Below are 18,526 nucleotides of genomic sequence, written 5' to 3'. Positions count from 1 at the left end.
GTGGATGCGTGTGGCTCGGATGCGCTCGCCGACGGCCCGCCGGGCGGCGAGGACTCGGGGCGAGGGCTGGCACGTGTCTAGTGCCGCATCAGGCAACGTTCGCCCTGTTGTGATGTGAGAGGCGTCGGCATCCGGCTTGAGCACCGCGCGGGCCTGTCGACGCGGGCCTGCGCCGCGCAGCCACCGTCGGTGGACGTCGTCACGGGACGATTAATCGGTGGCGCCATCCGGCGGGCTGTGGAAAATGCGTCCATGCGTATCCGAGCCGTGCGCCTGGACGAACTGCCCCTCCTCCAGGACATCGAGAGGGCCGCCGGGCAGTGCTTCCGGGACATTGGCATGCCGGAGATCGCCGACGACGAGCCACTCCCGCTCGGTGAGCTCGCCCGCTACCACCACGCCGGGCTGGCCTGGGTCGTGGCCAGCGACGCCGACGCGCCGGCCGCCTACCTGATCGCCGACCGCGTCGACGGCAACCTCCATGTCGAGCAGGTCTCGGTGCACCCGGACAGCTCGCGTCGCGGTATCGGCCGGTTGCTGCTGGATCATCTGGCGGCCCACGCCACAAGCACGGGGGTACCCGCCCTGACCCTCACCACGTTCACCCAGGTCCCGTGGAACGCCCCCTACTACGCACGCTGCGGTTTCCAACTCATGCACGACAGCAGCCTTACTCCTGGTCTGTGGAAGATCCGCGAGCGCGAAGCGGCACATGGCCTGGACCGGTGGCCGAGGGCCTGCATGCGCCGGGCACTGTGACACTGCGACTGCCGACAAGTCCATCCACGCAGTTCAGGCGGCATGTTGGTATTCGTGGAGGACTCCGCCGAGGCGGTCTTTTCGGCGTACGTCGAGGTGGGAGATCTGTGCAGGGGGGAGCGGTTCGGGGACGGCACGCAGGGGTGTTGCCTGATGCATCGCTTGGTGAGGCCGGTGGAGGTTGTAGTGCAACTCGAACTGGCGGAGCGCGTGGCGTAGGTGGTGCTCGTTCCGGATGAGGGTGCGGTCCAGGAGTTTGTGGCGGCAGGTCTGGACCCAGCGTTCATTGATGGCGTTCATGCGCGGTATCCGGACGCCGGTGAGGACGACCCGGATGCCGACGTCGCTCAGTGTCTCGTCGAAGAGGGCGGGGTACTTCGCGTCCCGGTCCCGGATCAGGCAGGTGACGGTGGCGTTAGTGTCCGCCAGGTCCATGGCCTGGTTGCGGGCGGCCTGGGCGACTCAGGCCGCGGTGGGGTGCGCGGTGGCGCCGAGGATTCGGACGCGGCGGGTGGCGTGCTCGATGACCGCGAGGTTGTACTGGCGTCTGCCGGTTAGGGTGACGGTCTTGATGAAGTCGCAGGCCAGGAGGGCGTCGGCCTGTGAGCCAAGGAAGTCGCCCCAGGTGGTGGCGGTCCGGTCGGGTGCGGGGTCGATGCCCTCGGCCGTGAGGATTTCCCAGACGGTGGAGGCGGCGACTTGGATGCCGAGGGTGGCGAGTTCGCCGTGCACCCTGCGATAGCCCCAGGCCGGGTTCTCTCGGACCAGGCGGAGAATCAGCGCGCGAATTGAGCGGACTGTGGGCGGTCGGCCCGGCCTCTTCGGCCGGCACATGCGGGCATGGCGCCGCTTCATCAGATCGCGGCCATCGCAGCACGGTGTCAGGTCGTACCAGTAGCCGTAACCGGCGTAGGACCTGACGGGGCAGCGGCACTAGGAGAGCGGCAAGCAACGCCGGGTCCTCCGGTGCGAGTCTCACCCGGTCCGTACCGAGCTGCCGTTCAAGGACGGTGAGCTGGTGGCGCAGAGCGAGAATCTCCGCGTCCTTGTCGCGGTCGCTCATCGGCAGCAACCGCAGCGCGGCGCACAGGTTGGTGACGGTCAGATAGGCGAGACGAAGCAACACGAGTGCTTATCCTGCCGTATCACCGAACAGGCGCCTGAGCTGCATGGACGACATTTTCGGCAGGCGCACAGGCGCACAGGCGCAGTAGCACGAGAGATCATGATGCCGTCCGCATTGGTCCGCGGGAAGACAATCAAAGGTCGGTGTGCGCGGCTCGCCGATAGGTAATCAAGGCCGTGACCTGCGTGGATGATTTATCGGCACCCGCAGAGCCCGACCTTCTCCAGGTACTCTAGACCGATTTCCGCACGCTGCTTTCGGTTCAGCTCGGGCCGCTTGTAGCGCAGCCCCAGCGTCACGTTGTGCAGGACGGACTCCCACGCCATGAGCGCGAAGCCCTGGAACACCGTGGCGCGGGAACCCACCCCGGTGTGGGGGATGTTGCCCTCGACGAGAACGAGCCCGAGTCCGGGGTGAGAACGCCGTCCATCATCGCCGGCAGTGTGCTCTTTCCGCAGCCGAACGGGCCGATGAGGGAGAGGAATTCTCCTTCCTGCGCCTCGAAACTGACGCGGTTGATGATGGTCTTCTCGCCGTAGCCGAAGCTGACGTCCTGGACCTTGATGACTGGTTGAGTGGGGCCGGGTTCATCGCCGTCGTCTCAACTCCCGTGCTGATAGCGCCGCTGTTCATGACGCCTCCGGCAGCAGACTGGGGTCGTAGAGATCGTCGACTGTGGGCAGGCGCTTCCCGCTTTTGCCGTACTGGAGTTCAACTCGACTGTTCCGTCGTGTGATTGCCTCGCGCACCGGTTCGGGAATGCGGCCGACCGTCCGAACGGGGTGCGCAGGTGTCCGTCGGGCATGACGGACGCGGAGTGGGTGGTGGTGGGCAACGCGCTGCCGGTTCCTGCCTGGCTGGAGGGTCGGGGCGGGCAGCCTGAAACGGGCCACGGCCCGAAGCCCCGCCAGTGCCAGACGTGCGAGACGCAGGGCCTGCGGTGTGTCTGGCAGGACCTCGTAGCTGGGGCTCACACCCACGTGTGCCGGGTGCCGACGCAACGCCGTCGGCACCTCACGGTAAGCCGCGGCGCCGCCTCGTGCGCGCGGGACGCGGCCTCCGACTGCGAGAACCATGACGCCTGCGCCCTCGAGTGGGGCGCGCTGCTACGTCTGGTCGATCAGACCGCGCCGGACTGCAAGGACGGCGGCCTCCCGTCCGTGGCCGCGCGAAAAGATCGGATCTCTCGCTTCAAGACCCCTTGTGGCTAAGGGGTGTTGACTGCATCATTCCCGGGACGCGGGTTCACCTCCGAGTATGGGAGTCACTTATATGAACGAGAGACACATCTCGGCCGCACCCTCCCGCCCCTCCCGGCGGACCGCTCTCACTCTGGCCACCGGAGTGGGCGCAGCCACGCTTCTCCCGCAGACCGCCTCCGCCTGGGCCGCTTCTGCCGCCACCGTGGGGGCGAGCGCGCATTCCACCGATGTCTCGCCCCATGAACGGGTCGCGCGCGACGCCTCGTTGCGTTGGCGCACGCTGCCCGCCGACTGGAAGGACGGCGCACTGCTCGGCAACGGGCTGCTGGGCGCCGTCGTCTCCAAGGGCGCCGCCGCGAACACCCTCCAGGTGATGCTCAGCCACACCAAGGTGCAGGACCAGCGCGGGCAGTGGCGTGCGGCCATCGGCTACTCCCGGCTGCCGATCGGCTGTCTCACCCTCAGCCTCTCCGGCGAGATCACCGCCGTCGACTGGACCCTCGACCTGTACGACGCCGAACTGCGCGGCACCATCACGACGGTCCGGGGCAGCGTCGCGTTCAGCATCCTGGTGCACAACTCCCGTGACGCGCTGGTGGCGTTCACCGAGCCGAGCCCGGGGGAAGAGGACGCGGCCTGGTCCTTCACCTGGATGCACGCCACCACGTCGCGCACAAAGGACAAGCCCGCCGACTACGTGGGCAACCCGGACCCCGCGACCGGCACTGCCGAGGGCACCTCCTATGTCGAGCAGCCGCTGATAGCGGGCGGCGGCTGGACCACGGCCTGGCGCGAGCGCCGCGACGGCACCCGCCGGGTGCTGGCTGCCCATGTCGTCTACCGGCACCCGGAGGAGCTGAGCGGCACCACGCGCCTCGCCCTCGCCGCGGTCGACCGCACCCTCGCCGCCTCCATCACGGGCCTGCTGAGCGAACACCGATCCTGGTGGCACCGCTACTACCGCCGCAGCTTCGTCTCCGTGCCCGACAAGCGAATCCAGGACTTCTACTGGATTCAGCTGTACAAGCTCGCCAGCGCCACCCGCGCGAATGGGCCGTCCCTGTCCGAGTGGGGGCCGTGGTATCCGGAGACCGGCGGCAGCTGGACCGCCGTCTGGTGGAACCTGAACGTGCAGATCGCCAGCTGGCTGCTGCAGGGCTCCAACCATCCCGAACTCGACTCCGTCACCTCGACGTTCAAGGCCTTCGAGGCGGAACTCCCCACCTCCGTCCCCGCGGAGTACCGTGACGGCGATACCTACGCCCTCGCGCACCCCTCGGACTGGATGCTGCGCACCGGCGGCAAGACGGTCGGCGTCCCCGGCACCGCCTCCAAGACCGACAACACCGGCAACCTGCTGTGGGCGCTGCACAACATCTGGCTCAGCTACCGCCACTCCATGGACCTGGCGATCGTCCGCGACGTGCTCTACCCGATCCTCACCCGCGCGGTGAACTTCTACGACCACTTCCTGTACGAGGGTTCAGACGGCGCCCTGCATCTGCCGCTGACCCGCTCACCGGAGTGGGCCGACGCCGAGGACTGCACCTACGACCTGTCCCTGGTGCGCTGGGGCTGCACCACTCTCCTGCAGTGCCTGAAGCTGCTGCGCACGACGCACCCCAAGGCGGCCCGCTGGCAGGAGATCCTGGACCGGCTCACTCCCTACCCGCAGGACGCGACCGGGGTGATGGTCGGCGCGAACAAGCCGCTCACCGAGTCGCACCGGCACTTCTCGCACATGCTCTGGCTCTTTCCGCTCGCCGAGTACGACCACGCGCGCCCCGCAGACCGTGCCCTGATTGACACCACCTTCGACCACTGGGTCAAGGACCGTACGCAGTGGGCGGGTTACAGCTTCGCCGCCGCGTCCTCGATGGCCGCCCGGATCGGCCGTCCCGAGCAGGCCCTCGACCTGCTGACGTACTTCACCGACGGCAACGCGTTCCGCAACTCCCGGATGACCGAGAACACCATGTACGTCGAGGGCGGCAACCTCGCCGTCGAATCCCCGCTCACCGCAGGCCAGTCCGTGCTCGACATGATGATCCAGAGCCACTCCGGGCCGGTGCGGGTCTTCCCGGGTGTGTCAGCGAGCTGGCCCGACGCCAGTGTCCAGGGCCTGCGCACCCAGGGCGCCTTCCTCATCGATGCCGACCGGGCCGACGGCGCCACCCGATGGGTACGGGTGCACAGCGAGGCCGGCGCGCCGCTCGACCTGGAGCACGGGATCAGCGGGGACATCGACGTACGGGACGAGCAGGGGCGACGTTTGCCGTACCGCACGACGGGTGTCGGGCGCGCTGTGATCCAACTCCCGAAGGGCGCCGTGGTGTTGGTGACCCCTGCCGGCAAGAGGATCACGGGTCCCGCACCGCGGGACGTGCCCGCACTGTCGGCGCGGCGCCCCTGGGGACTGCCGGACTGAACGCGGAGTCAGTGCACCGGCGCGGCGGGCTCGGGAGTGATGTTCTTGTTGAAGCGGAGCAGGTTCTCGGGGTCCCAGGCGGCCTTGACGGCGCGCAGTCGCCGGTGCTTGGCCTCACTGCCGTGAACGGTCCGGCGCCACCGAGGGCCCTGGTCGTCGGTGAGGTTGGTGTAGCCGTTCGTCAGTGAGTGAGGGCGCATCGCCTCGGCCATCGCCGTCGCACACTGCTCGTACAGAGCGTCGTGCTCGGAGGTGTCCCACATGCTGACAGCCTCCCACAGCCAGGCGGCGCCCTCACGGGAGAAGGCCATGGCGTCCTCGGCCGTGTCCTCGGAGATGGCGCCGCCCATGCACCAGAGGTTGATGGTGGTGGCGCCGGGGTGCGCGGGTGCGGCGGCGGCGCTCGCCAGCACGGTGGTGATCGCGTCGGTGTCGAGCGCCGGCAGGTAGCCACCGCGCAGGTTCATGCGCTTGCCGTAGGGCGCGACGGCGTCGAGCATGCTGTTCGCCCGCAGCCAGGGCATGGGGGCGACCAGGTCCGCCACCGGGCGGCCGAGCGCAGCGAGCGGGTCGATGTCGCGGCGGGCGGTGGCGACCTCGCCGCTGTGCACCGGGACGAGGACAAGCACCGGCCGGCCGTGGGCCTGCACGGGCAGGGACGGCAGCGCGGGGGCCGGGGCGACGGCGGCGAGCAGGCCCAGCTCGCGCGGGGCGGCGGCCATCACCGCGGGCAGTCCGGCGAGCACGTCGGCGGCCTGCTCGATCGGGAAGATCAGCTGCCCGGCCACCACGTCGGGGCCCACCGGGTGCGCGCGGTACTCGAAGGCGGTGACGACACCGAAGTTGCCGCCACCGCCGCGCAGCGCCCAGAAGAGTTCGGGGTTGTCGGTCTCGTCGGCACGGACCGTGCGGCCGTCCACAGTGACCAGTTCGCAGGCCAGCAGATTGTCGACGGTGGCGCCGTAGCGGCGCATCAGGTGGCCGATGCCACCGCCGAGGGTGAGTCCGGCGATGCCGGTGGAGGTGACGGTGCCGGCGGGCACGGTCAGGCCGTGCCGCTGGGCGGCGGCGTCCAACTCGCCGAGCAGTACGCCCGGTTCGGCCCGCACCACCCGCGTCGACGGGTCGACGGTGATCGCCTTCATCGAGGACAGATCGACGACCAGGGCGCCTGCGGGCATCGCATAGCCGTCGGAGCCGTGCCCGCCGCCGCGCACGGCCACCGGGATGCCGTGGGCGGAGGCGTAGCGCAGGACGGTCGCCACATCGTCCGCGTCGACGCACTGGGCGATCAGTGTGGGGCCCCGGTCGGCGGCGCGGCCCTGATACAGCGCGCGAGCCGCGTCGTAGCGGTCGCTGTCCGGCCGCAGCAGCGTGCCGCGGAAGCCGGCCGGGAAGTCGGCGAAGCCGGAGTGGACGTCGGGTGTGGCCGACATGGTCATGGGGGCCTCCTGAGGAGCCGTGCAAGAGCTAACCGGAAATTCAATTTCCGTTTACGGTCACGGAGGCTAGCATCGGAGGCAAATGAACTCATCGACACCCCCACCCACCCCTGCCGACGGCCGCCCCTTGCGTGCCGACGCCCGCCAGAACCTGGAGCAGATCCTCCAGGTCGCTCAGGACGTCTTCGCCGACCTCGGCTACAAGGCGTCGATCGCGGAGGTCGCCCGCCGCTCCGGCCTGGGCATGGGGACCATCTACCGGCACTTCCCGAACAAGGCCGTCCTGGTGGAGCGCATCGCGATCCATGTGATGCAGGAGAGCCTGGCCCAGGTGCGCCGCGCCCTGGCCGCGGAGCCGGGCTCCTGGGGCGCGTTCACCCGGGTGGTGCGCCACATGGTGGGGCTGCGCAGCAGTCAGCTCTTCCCGGTGTCTCGGGGGCGTGCCACGGAGTCGGGGCCCGAGCTGGTCGCGATCCGTACCGAACTCCTGGACGCACTACAGGAGTTGGTGACTGCCACCCAGCGCGCCGGGGTGCTGCGTGACGATGTGAACGCCTTCGACATCGTCCTGATGCTCAACTCGATTCCGCCGCGCCTTCCCGCCGAGCCGGACGACACCGCCACCGCGGACCTGGCCGACCGTTTCCTCGGCGTACTCCTCGACGGACTACGGGCCCCGGGGGCGGAGGAACTGTCTCTCCCGGGGCCCGGCCGCCGCGAGATCGACCAGTTCTTCCGGACCGCGCACGGTCTGTGACGGACGCCCCCTGCATCAACCACTGCGCGTGCGCTTGCTGGCCGACGGCCTGTGGTCTCAGTACCTGGATTTCGGCATCCGCCCTGACCCCGAGGTGCTCACCAAGGCCCCGGTTCGCTCGGTGGCCGGGACCGGCGCGTGGATCGGCATCCTCGCCTCGTCCTGCACGGCAGCAGCTCGATGTGGCGGATCAGCCGGGACGTCCTTGACCTGGTGGCGTTCGTGCACGATGACCACCACCAACACCCGGACGGCTTCGTCCTGTTCGCGGGCGTACGGTTCGCACCGACGCAGGACCGGGACGCCCCCCGGCGAAGTCTTCACCCACCACGAGGGCGACGTGGTACGCATCTCCAGCCCGCGCCTGGGCCCACTGGCCAGCACCGTCACGACGAGCGAGGCGGCGCCGGCGTAGGAGTAAGGGCCGCGCCGCCTGGAGCGGAGCCTGGTGGGAAGGGGTGTGTTGTGAACGTCAGCGCAGCGAAGGGGTGACGCCCACCTCAGAGGCCACATGGACCGCGAGATCCAGCAGGTGCCGGTCGCTGCCGCGCGGGGGCCCACCAGACACAGGCCCACCGGGGCGGTGCGGCTGCGGACGGGGATGCTGACGGCGCAGCAGCCGGACAAGCCCGCGAGGCAGGTGAGTCGGAAGGTCTGGGCCCTGGTCTGTTCGATGACCGGCCCGCCGAGGGTTGCCTCCGCGCGGGTGGGGGCCACCGAGGACGCCGAGGGCAGGATCAGGATCTGATCGCCGAGCAGGTCGTCGACGCGAGCACGGGCCTCGCGCAGGACGGCTTCGGCCGCGGCCAGATCGTCCGGTGTGTACGTCGACGCGGTCTCGAAGCAGGACCTGACGTCCGGGTTGAGGGCGTCCCAGTGCCGTGAGACCCAGGGCGCCGGAGTGCGCGCGTTCCAGACCAAGCAGGGGGGTGGAGGCCTGGCGCCAGGGGATGGGGATGCGCCCGCGCGGTGCGGGCGGGACCTGTTCGCCGTGGGCCAGGCGCCCGGTGGCCATGAACGTGTCGGTTCCGTAGGAAAGTTGACGATCCTTCGCGGCCTGAAGGTTGGTCTCGGAGCAGTAGCCGGCGTCGACGAGGGCCTGCCTGGAGTGGACGCCGGTGTTCTGGGCGGACTGGTTGAGCATGGTGGTGTAGTTCAGCGCGTCGGAGGCGTTGCAAGTCACGTCGGCGGCGGTGATGACCTGGTGTTCGGCGTCGACGACGGCCTGGGCGTCGTAGGCCTGGATGTAGGCGCCGTCGCTGTTCTTCATGATCCGCGAGTCGGGATCGGTGAAGTTGGCCTGAGCCTTGGGCTTGGGGCGCGCTTTCGCGGCGGCCTTGTGCCCGGCGTCGGTGACGGCCTGCTCGTCGCCGGTGCCGGCGCGCTCCTGGCGGCGGCGTTCCTTGTCCTTGGCGTGCTCGCGTGCTTTGTCGGCGGCTTCGGCCTCGATCTGGGCGCGGGCGGCCTGCAGCTTGGCCAGGCGCTTCTCGCGCCGGTCGAGCTCGGCGGGCAGGTCGGTGTCCTTGCCGTCGATGCCGAACCTCTGGTCCTCGGCGGTGTCGGTGACCTCGGCGTCGGCCAGCAGCGTCTGGGCCATGGCCTCCAGGTCGGCGATCTCGGCTTCGATGCGCTCTTCCATGGTGATCAGGCGGCCGTAGCTCATCGCCTTGTGCTTGGAGGCGTTGGCCTCCGGCTTCGTGCCGTCCAGGGCGACGCGGCCCATCTTGACCATGCCGAGCCTGGTCGCCAGGTGCAGGGACTGGGTGAACAGGTCGGCGAGGGCGTCCAGGTGGCGGCGGCGGAACCGCGAGATGGAGCGGAAGTCCGGGGCCTGGTCGGCGGCCAGGTATCGGAACGCGATGTCGTCGGCGCACTTGCGCTCGATCGCCCGCGAGGAGCGCACCCGGGTGGTGTAGCCGTAGATCAGCAGGCGCAGCATCAGCCGCGGATCGTAGGGAGGGTAGCCACGCTTCTCGGTGTAGTCCGCCAGGGCCGGCCCCAGGTCCAGCACCTCGTCCACCAGGTCGGCGACGAACCGGGCGAGATGGTCCTGGGGCAGCCAGTCGTCCAGCGACGGGGGCAGCAGCAGGACCTGGTACGGGTCGAACGCCCGGAACCGCTTATCCACCCTCGCCGGACGAACCTGCGGCTGCCTCTTCTCGACCGGCTCGACCTCGAACAGCCCATCCCCACCACGCATACAAACATCATCCCGCACGAATGATCACGAAACGCAGCCGGGTGTCGGCGTACTCGCCAAAGTGCTCAGCAGATACGCGGGAGCGTGCCCACAGGGAAGTGGGCGTGGAGGCTGAAAGCAAGGTCCGGCCGTCGGCGGCTCAAGGAACGATGATGACCTTGCCTCGGATCCGGCCGGCCTCGCTGAGGCGGTGGATGGCGCCGAGGTCGGCCAGTGGGCGTGACTCGCTGATGTCGATGGCGACCACGCCCGCGTCGATGAGCTCCACCAGCGCCGCCAGATGCTCCACGTCATTGCGGGCGACCATGTGCATCGCAGTCACCCCGGCATCGGCAGGCGGCTCGATCGGGGTGGCGATCGAGACGATCCGCCCGCCCGGCCGCACCAGCGGCGCCAGAACCGCGGCGTCCGGCGGGCTCAGCGGAACCAGGTTGAGCAGCGTGTCCACCGGGCCGTCGAGCGCGGCAACCACCGGCGTGGCGGTGTAGTCGATCACTTGGTCCGCCCCCTGCCGCCGGACTGCCTCGGCGCTGCGGGCGCCGGCCGTGGCGATCACCTCGGCTCCCGCGTACTTGGCGAGCTGCGTCACGAAGCCACCGACGCCTCCGCCCGCACCGTTGACCAGTACCCGCTGGCCGGCGGCTACCTTCCCGTGCTCGAACACCGCCTGCCACGCCGTGAGACCGGCCACGGGAAGGGCCGCAGCGTTCGCGAGAGGGACGGAGGCGGGAGCCGCGACCAGCGTGGCCACGGGCGCCCGGACATACTCGGCGGCCGCACCCGCGCTGTCGAGCCGCCCGATGACCCGGTCGCCGACGGTGAACCCTTCCGCACCCGCGCCGATCTCGGCGACAGTGCCGGCGACGTCCCAGCCGAGCGTGTAGGGCAGGTCCAAGGGAAAGAACGCCCGCAGCAGTCCGCCCCGCAATGCGGCCTCGGTGGGGTTGAACGAGGTCGCGGCGACACGGATGAGCACTTCACCTGATGCAGGCTGAGGGCGCGGAACGTCGTCGTAGCGGATCACGGACGCGTCGCCGTAGTCGTGGATACGTGCGGTTTTCATCTTCATGCCGCGAATCTACGACCGCACACGAAGACGATCCATGCGGCAGAGTGCCCAGTTCATATGCGTACGTCTCGCCCGCGTAGTCTCACCGCATGGATGTGCTCAGTGACGTCATCGCGGTGATGCGGACCGGTCGGCCTCGGTCGGCGCACGTGCGGTGGCATGCCCCGTGGGGGCAGGAGTTCGCCTCCGTACCGGGGGCGGCGGGCTTTCAGGTGATCCTGCAGGGCTCCTGCTGGCTACTCCCTCCAGACGCAGAGCCCGTCCCGCTGGGCGTGGGCGACGTGGTGTTCCTGCCTCACGGCAGTGGACACACCCTGGCCGACAGCCCCAAAACCCTGGCGACGGCCCCCGCCTGCGGCCCCGACGACCCCCGATTGTCCGAGCCCTACGCGTCGGACAGCGTCGACCGGACCGGAGACGGCGGTCCGGTCACCGTCGTGCTCTGCGGGACCTACCAGCTCGACCCGTCCCGCACCCACCCGCTGCTGCGCGACCTGCCTGACCGGATCCACCTCCCCGCGCACCCGGATCGCCACCCGGAACTGCGCTCGGCCGTAGAGCTACTGGCCGCCGAACTGGAGCACCCGCGCCTTGGCACGGACGCGGCCGTCCCCGCGCTCCTGGACACACTGCTGCTGTACATCCTGCGCATATGGTTCAACGAACAGCCCGCCCGGGGCAACACCACCGGCTGGGCCGCCGCGCTCAACGACCCGCCGGTCACCGCCGCCCTCCACGCCATCCACCGGGCCCCGGCGGCACCGTGGACAGTGGCGAAACTCGCCGCGGAAGCGGGGCTTTCCCGCGCACCGTTCGCCAGGCGCTTCGCCACACTGATCGGCCAACCACCCCTCAGCTACCTGACCTGGTGGCGGATGACCACGGCCGCGCGCCTGCTGCGGGCATCGGACGCACCATTGAAATCCATCGCCGCCCAAGTGGGCTACGCCTCCGAGTTCGCCTTCGCCAACGCGTTCAAGCGCACGCACGGGACAGCCCCCGGCACGTTCAGACGGCGGAGCTGAATCCAGTGCAGGCATCCTGAGCACGCTCAGCTGTACGTGACTGGGTACATCCGGATGCACTCCGACAGCGGGTAGCCGGTTACTGAGACACGCTCCTAGGTCGGCACCGGACCCCTCGAGCGCATGCCGAAGCCCGGCTACTGCCTGCGTCCTCCCGGAAGAAACGCCACCCATGCCCCGAACCCACCTGCCGCTCCACCACCGCAACGCGGTGCACCAGATCCTCGCCCACACGCACACCCTGTTCACCGCCATCGCGGAACTGCAGGCCACCACTCGCCTGGAAGACGTACTCGTCCAGGCCGCCGCTGGCATCGAGGAGAGTGAACTCTTCGACGGCGTGCCGAAATCGCGCAGTTAAGAGCACGCGCTTGAGCACATCGCTGGGGACCGGCTCGTTTTGGCGAGGGGGAATGTGACCGGTGCATGAGGATCACCCGGGTCGGTGATGAGGTCGATGCTGATCGCTGACCATAGCCGCTCACTGTCGTGCGCTGAGCACAGGCCGTAGCGTGGCGTCGTATAGCGCCGACTTGCGTGTGGCATCTTCCATGGATCCATCAATTGGACCCTCGGCTCCGCAGAGTGTGCTGCCGCATCAGCCGTGAGATGTCCTTCGCGGTGATGATCCCCACCAGATGGCCGTCGTCCACGACGAGAATGCGCATGCCGGTACTCGGGCGGAGCCGGTCGAGAGCCTCACTCAGAAGATCACTCGGAGCGGCAACCGCGCACTGAGACAGCGGGATCGCCACCTCGCACACACGAAGATCCTCCCGGCGCGCTTCTGGTATCCCGGCAAGCCTGCGTACCTGAACGATCCCGCTGGGACGGCCCTCGAAATCGAGCAGCGGCACGGCTGAATGGCGGGACTTCACTGCCACCTCGTCGATGAACCGCTGGGCGGTCAGCCAGTCGGCACCAGTGGTCACCGGGCTGGACATGGCACCGTCCACCCGCACGCCCCTCAGTGCCGTGTGGATCACGGCGCGCTGCCGTTCCGCCCCGGCGACGACCGTGATGAAGAGGCCGACGAAGACGAGCCACAGCCCGCCCGGCCCCCCGCGCAGGAGGCCTATCCAGCCGACAACCATCAGCAGCACACCTACGACCTGACCGCTTCGGGAGGCCGCCCGATCCGCACGTTCCCGGTCTCCGGTGTGCCACCACAACGCCGCCTGCACTACCCGTCCGCCGTCGAGCGGCGCAGCGGGCAGCAGGTTGAACGCGCCCAGGAACAGGTTCGCCCAGCCCAGCCACACCAGAACGGCTGCGGGCACCGCCCAGCCCGGCAGCATGTGCAGCCCGATTCCCGCGCCGAGCGCGGCGCCCCCGATGGCCAGGCTGGTGAGCGGCCCGCTGACGGCCACGGCGAAAGCCACCGCTGCGGTCTGCGGGCGCCCCATCCGGGTCATCCCGCCCAGCGCCCACAGCGTCACATCCTCTACCGCGATCTTCTTCCTGCGGGCAGTCACCGCGTGCGCGGTCTCATGGAGCAGCAGGCTGCCCATGAGCAGTACGGCGCCTACGGCACTGGCGAAGGTGTACACCGCATCCGAGCGCCCTGGAGTCCATACGGGGAGGGTCTGGCGGCCGAGGCCGTACGCGAACACAACCACCAGCACCGGCACGCTCCAGTGCATGCGCAGCGGTATCCCGACAACCTGTCCGACACGGACCGAGCCGTTCATCGTCGTCTCCTGCCGGCTCCGGAACCGGTCCACTGGGCAGGATCTCGCAACCTGCGCTCCGCAAACCGACCAGCACGGCACCCACCACCATTGTCGCTCCCCGCGGTCGGCGAGAGGCCCCGGGGGACGCTCGCTTCTCGGTTCCGTGAACTCCGTTCATCACCTCGCTGCGCAAGTACGGGCAAGGAGAGCACCGGATCTGAGCTGGACGTACCTCCAGCACTGGGAGGTGCGTCATGGAGCACAGCCACCACTTCCACCTGGATAAGGGTGACCACTCGATCACCGTGAACGTCGGGCCCGGAAGAAACGGAGAGATCGAGCTCCTGGTCAACGGAAAGGTGGTCGCATGCCAGCCGGAGCAAGGCCCCGGGACGAGCCTGCTGACCGGCGAACTTCCCGAAGAGCCCACCCGCCCGTTCCGAGTCCGGATACGCGAGCCGCACCTCGCCCCGTCCAAGCCCAGATGCACGCTGGAGCTGGACGGCGTAGAGCAGCCCCATGCCGGAGAGTCCCACGCTGCGAGCTCCCAACTGCGCGACTGCGGACGGGATCACGTATGCAGCCTGCCCTCCGCAGTCCGACGGACCCCGCACCTCTCGTGCAATCAGTGAGGGTTTCTCAATCAGTCGCCTGCAACGGGCATCCGGTGCCGACGCGCACCCCAAGGCCGGCTCGCAGGGTGGCGAGCACGGCCATGCGCGTGTCGATGAGTTGGATCTTTTCCTCGAGCAACGCAGACGGTGCTTCCGCGGCATCCGGCGCGTCGCGCAATGCCACGCCGTGCCGTGAGAACTCCGCCAGGTGCGGCGTCGGCGGGGACGACACGTTTCAGGTGTTGTTGCTGTCCTCGATCAGCGACCTCCCGCCAGACTGGGACCGCCGTGTTGCAGGACAGAGTCGCAACTCGGCATCGAAGCCGGACGTCCACCTAAGAATCAACCTCGCCCGGTATTACTCCGATTGACTGCCTCGCGCTACGGCCCCCGGCGCCCTTCAGTCGAAGTGGCGCGCTGAAGTCAGCGCCAGACGCATGCGAGGAACGGTCCTGGGAACAGCGCACCGTCGACCCGGTCTGCATGGCCTTGTGCGTGCCGATAATTACGCCCTTGCAGGTCAGGAAGCGTGTTGGTACTCGTGGAGCACGCCGCCGAGACGGTCGCGTCGGCGTATGCCAAGACGCTCGATCTGTACTGGTTCGAGCGGTTCGGGGACGGCGTGGAGAGGCGTGGCAGCCTGCAGTGTGCGGTGGGTGCGGTGATGGTTGTAGTGCTGCTCGTACTCGCGGAGCGCTCGCCGGAGGTGGGCTTCGTTCCAGAGCAGGGCGCGATCGAGGAGTTCACGGCGCAGGCTGCGAACCCAGCGTTCCATGATTGAGTTCATGCGCGGCGTGCGGACGGCGGTGAGCACGATACGGATCCCGGCCTGACCGAGGATCTCGTCGATGACAGCGGGGTATTTCGCGTCGCGGTCGCGGATCATGAACTTGATGGCGGCGAGCTGTCCGGCATCTTCGAGGTCCATGACCAGGTTCTTGATTGCCTGGGTGACCCAGGCATGGGTGGGATGCGTGGTGGTGCCGAGCACATGGACACCTCGGCGGGCGTAGTGGATGGCGGCGAGGATGTACTGACGCTCCCCCCCGCTGAGGGTGACGGTCTCGATGAAGTCCATCGCGAGGATGGCCTCGGCCTGGGAGTGCAGGAAGGTGGCCCAGGTGACGTTCGAGCGCTGGGTCGCAGGATCGACGCCTTCGGCCTTGAGGGTTTCCCAGACGGTGGAGGGCGCCGGCTTGATGCCGAGGAGCGCGAGTTCGCCGTGGATGCGCCGGTAGCCCCAGGTGGGGTTTTCCTCGGCGAGGCGGAGTATGAGGCGGCGGACGGAAGTGACTGTGCGGGGGCGGCCGGGACGCCGGTTGCGGCTGAGACGGACGTGACGGTTATTCATGAAGTCGCGGTGCCAGCGCAGGACAGTGTCCGGGGAGACGATGAGCCGCAGTCGGCGCAGGGCGGCTTGTGGCAGCGGGGCGAGGAGAGCGGCTAGGAAGGCGCGGTCGGCCGCCTGAAAACCGGGGCGCTGGTTGCCGAGTCGACGTTGCAGGACGGCGAGCTGGTGACGCAACGCGAGGATTTCGACGTCCTTGTCGTGGACGCTCATAGGGATCAGTCGCAGGGCGGTGAAGGCGTGAGTGACGGCAATGCAGGCCAGGCGTACGAGCATGAGCAGTGATCATTGCCGACCGCTGTCGTCGGCGCGATAGCGGGGCTGAACTGCACCGACGTAATATTCGGCACCCACAGCCTTGGCGCGCAGTTCGATGGCCGAGATCAGGGCGTCGACCGTGGCGTCGAAGATCTGGTCGTCCGCCACCTCGGCGAGTTCGCCGCTGAGGCGGGTGATGTTCGGGAAGTGCTTCGGGTCGACCAGCCGGTACTCGCGGCTCCATGCGGAGTCGTCGGCTGCGCGGGCGTCTGCGTCGAACAGCAGGAACGCGGCCTGCTGCCCCACGTACGCGAGGAGTGTGTCCCCGATCATTCGGTAGTGGACTGCCGCCTCGGCGCCCTCCAGGCCGGCCTCCCGGACGGCGCCGAGGATGAGTTCGACGACCCGGAACTCGTTCGACCGGCGCGTGGTCCGACTCGCCATGGCGGAGCCCACCACCGGGTATTTGAGGGCCACGGCGAGGGAGGCGTTGGCGAGTGCCCGGATGCGGCCCTTCCAGTCGAGCCCCTCGGGGATGGCGTCGAGCGCCTCGCCGAGCGTGCGGTCGGCGACCGACAGCAGCAGCTCGTCCTTGTCGCGGAAGTGCCGGTAGATCGCGGTCGGGTCCGCGCCGAGCTCTTCGCCCAGGCGCCGGACGGTGAAGGCGTCCTTGCTTCCGCGGGCGGCGATGCGCAGGCTCGCGTCGATGATCGCGTCGGGCGTGAGCTGACTGCCTGCGCGTTTGCTGCTCCGGGCCGTGGTGGCGGGCGACTTCGCCGTGGTGGCGGGCGACTTCGCCGTGGTGGCGGGTGACTTCGGCATGGTGCGACCAGTGTAGCGATCCGTTGTCCAGAGGGCGCAATGCTGTTGACAGCGCTGTTGCGCTGCCGTTCACTCCTCCTCAACGAACACGCCGGGCGGGTCAATCCGCCGAGCTGGAGGTTGAGTTGATGGCGCACAGCACCCGACGGGCCGACACCGTCTTCGTAGGGGGCCGGGTCTTCACGGGCACGGGCCTCCTCCCGGTGGACGCCGCCGTTGCCGTCGCGGGCGGCCGGATCGTCGCCGTCGCCGACGCGGGTACGGTGCGCGCGCTGGCCGGGGCCGGAACGGAGGTCGTCGACCTGGAGGGCGGGCTGCTCGTCCCCGGGTTCCAGGACTCGCATGTCCACCCTGTGATGGGCGGGACCCAGATGCTCGGCTGCGACCAGAGCGAGGAGTTCACCGTCGAGGGCTGCCTTGCGGTCGTCGCCCAGTACGCCAAGGAGCACCCGGACGCGGTCTGGATCCGTGGTGGCGGCTGGTCGATGGACAGCTTCCCCGGTGGTACGCCGACGCGCGGCATGCTCGACGCGGTGGTGCCGGACCGGCCCGTGCTGCTCACCAACCGCGACGGCCACGGCGCCTGGGCCAACTCCCGTGCGCTGGAGCTCGCCGGGGTCGACCGCGCCACTCCCGACCCGGCGGACGGCCGGATCGAGCGGGAGGCGGACGGCACCCCGGCCGGCACCCTGCACGAGGGCGCAGTCGAGCTGGTGGCCCGTCATGTTCCGGTCGCGACCGAGGAGGAGACGTACGCCGGGCTGCTCGCCGCGCAGGACTACCTGTTCTCCCTCGGGGTGACCGGGTGGCAGGACGCCATGATCGGCTCCTTCCACGGCTACCCGGACAACCTGCCCGTGTACCTGCGCGCGGCCCGTGAGGGCACCCTGCTCGCCCGGGTCGTCGGAGCCCTGTGGTGGGACCGTGAGCGCGGACTGGAGCAGATCCCCGAGCTGGAGGAGCGCCGCCGTATCGGGCAGGCCGGCCGGTTCCGCGCCACCAGCGTCAAGATCATGCAGGACGGCGTCGCGGAGAACTTCACCGCCGGGATGCTGGAGCCGTATCTCGACGGCTGTGGCTGCCCGACCGGCAACTCCGGCCTGAGTTTTGTCGAGCCCGGGCTGCTGCGCGAGGCGGTGTGCGCGCTCGACCGCTCCGGCTTCCAGGTCCACTTCCACGCGCTGGGCGACCGTGCCGTACGCGAGGCCCTCGACGCCCTCGGTGCGGCCCGCGCAGCCAACGGTGCCAACGACCACCGCCACCACATGGCGCACCTCCAGGTCGTCCACCCCGACGACATCGCGCGCTTCGCGGAGCTGGGCGTCGCCGCGAACATCCAGGCGCTGTGGGCCGCGCACGAACCGCAGATGGACGAGCTGACGATCCCGTTCCTGGGCGCCGAACGGGCCGCACAGCAGTACCCGTTCGGGGACCTGAGCCGAGCCGGGGCCCGCCTCGTCGCGGGCAGCGACTGGTCGGTGAGCAGCCCCAACCCCCTGTGGGGCATCCACGTCGCGGTCAACCGTGCCGCCCCCGCCGAGGAGCTCCCCGAGGGCGCGACGTACCCGCCGTTCCATCCCGAGCAGGCCCTGAGCCTGGCCGAGGCGCTGGCCGCGTACACCGCCGGCACCGCCTGGGTGAACCACCTCGACGACGTGACCGGCACGGTCGAGGAGGGCAAGTACGCGGATCTCACCGTCCTGGACCGCGACCCGTTCACGCGGCCCGCCGAGGAGATCGCCGACGTCCGGGTGCGCCGGACCTATGTCGAGGGCCGACCCGTCTTCACCGCGCACGACTGAC

14 protein-coding genes and 2 pseudogenes are annotated in these 18,526 nt (G+C 69.3%); 7 read left to right on the top strand and 9 right to left on the bottom strand.

The features are described from left to right. The first annotated feature begins 252 nt into the window (after positions 1-252). Positions 253-759, top strand: coding sequence for a GNAT family N-acetyltransferase (locus OG698_RS10740; protein ID WP_406102868.1), 507 nt, complete (start codon positions 253-255; stop codon positions 757-759). Positions 760-792: 33 nt separating this feature from the next. Here OG698_RS10740 and OG698_RS10735 read toward each other — a convergent pair. Together OG698_RS10735 and OG698_RS10730 are read right to left on the bottom strand one after the other, a co-directional pair. Then, positions 793-1,885 (bottom strand): annotated as a pseudogene (locus OG698_RS10735) (integrase core domain-containing protein). A gap of 295 nt (positions 1,886-2,180) precedes the next feature. Then, positions 2,181-2,405 (bottom strand): ATP-binding cassette domain-containing protein, encoded by a 225-nt coding sequence (locus tag OG698_RS10730; protein ID WP_406110955.1) that lies wholly within the window; start codon positions 2,403-2,405, stop codon positions 2,181-2,183. 752 nt (positions 2,406-3,157) lie between these two features. Between OG698_RS10730 and OG698_RS10725 the strand changes: the two genes are divergently transcribed. Further along, the gene (locus OG698_RS10725) at positions 3,158-5,515 is read left to right on the top strand and encodes a glycosyl hydrolase family 95 catalytic domain-containing protein (RefSeq protein WP_406102867.1); all 2,358 of its coding nucleotides are present in this window, start codon (positions 3,158-3,160) and stop codon (positions 5,513-5,515) included. A gap of 8 nt (positions 5,516-5,523) precedes the next feature. Here the strand turns inward: OG698_RS10725 and OG698_RS10720 are convergent, their stop codons facing one another. Next, complete coding sequence (locus OG698_RS10720) at positions 5,524-6,957, bottom strand: FAD-binding oxidoreductase (RefSeq protein WP_406102865.1); 1,434 nt, start codon at positions 6,955-6,957, stop codon at positions 5,524-5,526. 82 nt (positions 6,958-7,039) lie between these two features. Between OG698_RS10720 and OG698_RS10715 the strand changes: the two genes are divergently transcribed. Together OG698_RS10715 and OG698_RS10710 are read left to right on the top strand one after the other, a co-directional pair. Then, complete coding sequence (locus tag OG698_RS10715; protein WP_406102863.1) at positions 7,040-7,714, top strand: TetR/AcrR family transcriptional regulator; 675 nt, start codon at positions 7,040-7,042, stop codon at positions 7,712-7,714. A 28-nt stretch (positions 7,715-7,742) separates the two neighbouring features. Beyond that, positions 7,743-8,129 (top strand): hypothetical protein, encoded by a 387-nt coding sequence (locus OG698_RS10710; RefSeq protein WP_406102861.1) that lies wholly within the window; start codon positions 7,743-7,745, stop codon positions 8,127-8,129. A 537-nt stretch (positions 8,130-8,666) separates the two neighbouring features. On the opposite strand, the pseudogene OG698_RS10705 reads toward OG698_RS10710, so the two are convergent. Then, a pseudogene (locus OG698_RS10705) lies at positions 8,667-9,896 on the bottom strand (IS1182 family transposase); the annotation flags it as partial. Positions 9,897-10,053: 157 nt separating this feature from the next. After that, positions 10,054-10,983 (bottom strand): NADP-dependent oxidoreductase, encoded by a 930-nt coding sequence (locus OG698_RS10700; protein ID WP_406102860.1) that lies wholly within the window; start codon positions 10,981-10,983, stop codon positions 10,054-10,056. 89 nt (positions 10,984-11,072) lie between these two features. Between OG698_RS10700 and OG698_RS10695 the strand changes: the two genes are divergently transcribed. Next, complete coding sequence (locus OG698_RS10695; RefSeq protein WP_406102858.1) at positions 11,073-12,008, top strand: AraC family transcriptional regulator; 936 nt, start codon at positions 11,073-11,075, stop codon at positions 12,006-12,008. 172 nt (positions 12,009-12,180) lie between these two features. Next, positions 12,181-12,369, top strand: a complete 189-nt coding sequence (locus OG698_RS10690) for a hypothetical protein (protein ID WP_406102857.1) — start codon at positions 12,181-12,183, stop codon at positions 12,367-12,369. Positions 12,370-12,568: 199 nt separating this feature from the next. Here the strand turns inward: OG698_RS10690 and OG698_RS10685 are convergent, their stop codons facing one another. The 4 genes from OG698_RS10685 to OG698_RS10670 form a co-directional block, all read right to left on the bottom strand. Further along, positions 12,569-13,699 (bottom strand): site-2 protease family protein, encoded by a 1,131-nt coding sequence (locus OG698_RS10685; RefSeq protein ID WP_406102856.1) that lies wholly within the window; start codon positions 13,697-13,699, stop codon positions 12,569-12,571. Between the two features lie 621 nt (positions 13,700-14,320). Next, positions 14,321-14,527, bottom strand: coding sequence for a hypothetical protein (locus OG698_RS10680; RefSeq protein ID WP_406102855.1), 207 nt, complete (start codon positions 14,525-14,527; stop codon positions 14,321-14,323). A gap of 288 nt (positions 14,528-14,815) precedes the next feature. Further along, on the bottom strand, positions 14,816-15,919 hold the full coding sequence (locus OG698_RS10675) for an integrase core domain-containing protein (RefSeq protein WP_406102854.1): 1,104 nt from the start codon (positions 15,917-15,919) through the stop codon (positions 14,816-14,818). A gap of 9 nt (positions 15,920-15,928) precedes the next feature. Continuing rightward, a complete protein-coding gene (locus tag OG698_RS10670) occupies positions 15,929-16,723 on the bottom strand; it encodes a TetR/AcrR family transcriptional regulator (protein WP_406102853.1) in 795 nt (264 codons plus the stop codon). 128 nt (positions 16,724-16,851) lie between these two features. Between OG698_RS10670 and OG698_RS10665 the strand changes: the two genes are divergently transcribed. Beyond that, positions 16,852-18,525 carry an amidohydrolase gene (locus OG698_RS10665; protein ID WP_406102852.1) on the top strand — a complete coding sequence of 558 codons (1,674 nt, stop codon included), beginning with the start codon at positions 16,852-16,854 and terminating at the stop codon, positions 18,523-18,525. Position 18,526 lies beyond the last annotated feature (1 nt).

The organism is Streptomyces sp. NBC_01003, assembly GCF_045162695.1.
In the GTDB taxonomy this organism is placed as follows: domain Bacteria; phylum Actinomycetota; class Actinomycetes; order Streptomycetales; family Streptomycetaceae; genus Streptomyces.
Note: the sequence above shows the minus strand (reverse complement) of the source record. Positions and strands in the feature narration are given on the sequence as shown.

Excerpts from the sequence above, each read along its gene's own strand:
- OG698_RS10740 (WP_406102868.1), top strand. The coding sequence starts at position 253 with ATGCGTATCCGAGCCGTGCGCCTGGACGAACTGCCCCTCCTCCAGGAC.
- OG698_RS10725 (WP_406102867.1), top strand. The coding sequence starts at position 3,158 with ATGAACGAGAGACACATCTCGGCCGCACCCTCCCGCCCCTCCCGGCGG.
- OG698_RS10720 (WP_406102865.1), bottom strand. The coding sequence starts at position 6,957 with ATGACCATGTCGGCCACACCCGACGTCCACTCCGGCTTCGCCGACTTC.
- OG698_RS10715 (WP_406102863.1), top strand. The coding sequence starts at position 7,040 with ATGAACTCATCGACACCCCCACCCACCCCTGCCGACGGCCGCCCCTTG.
- OG698_RS10700 (WP_406102860.1), bottom strand. The coding sequence starts at position 10,983 with ATGAAGATGAAAACCGCACGTATCCACGACTACGGCGACGCGTCCGTG.
- OG698_RS10695 (WP_406102858.1), top strand. The coding sequence starts at position 11,073 with ATGGATGTGCTCAGTGACGTCATCGCGGTGATGCGGACCGGTCGGCCT.
- OG698_RS10690 (WP_406102857.1), top strand. The coding sequence starts at position 12,181 with ATGCCCCGAACCCACCTGCCGCTCCACCACCGCAACGCGGTGCACCAG.
- OG698_RS10685 (WP_406102856.1), bottom strand. The coding sequence starts at position 13,699 with ATGAACGGCTCGGTCCGTGTCGGACAGGTTGTCGGGATACCGCTGCGC.
- OG698_RS10675 (WP_406102854.1), bottom strand. The coding sequence starts at position 15,919 with ATGCTCGTACGCCTGGCCTGCATTGCCGTCACTCACGCCTTCACCGCC.
- OG698_RS10670 (WP_406102853.1), bottom strand. The coding sequence starts at position 16,723 with ATGCCGAAGTCACCCGCCACCACGGCGAAGTCGCCCGCCACCACGGCG.
- OG698_RS10665 (WP_406102852.1), top strand. The coding sequence starts at position 16,852 with ATGGCGCACAGCACCCGACGGGCCGACACCGTCTTCGTAGGGGGCCGG.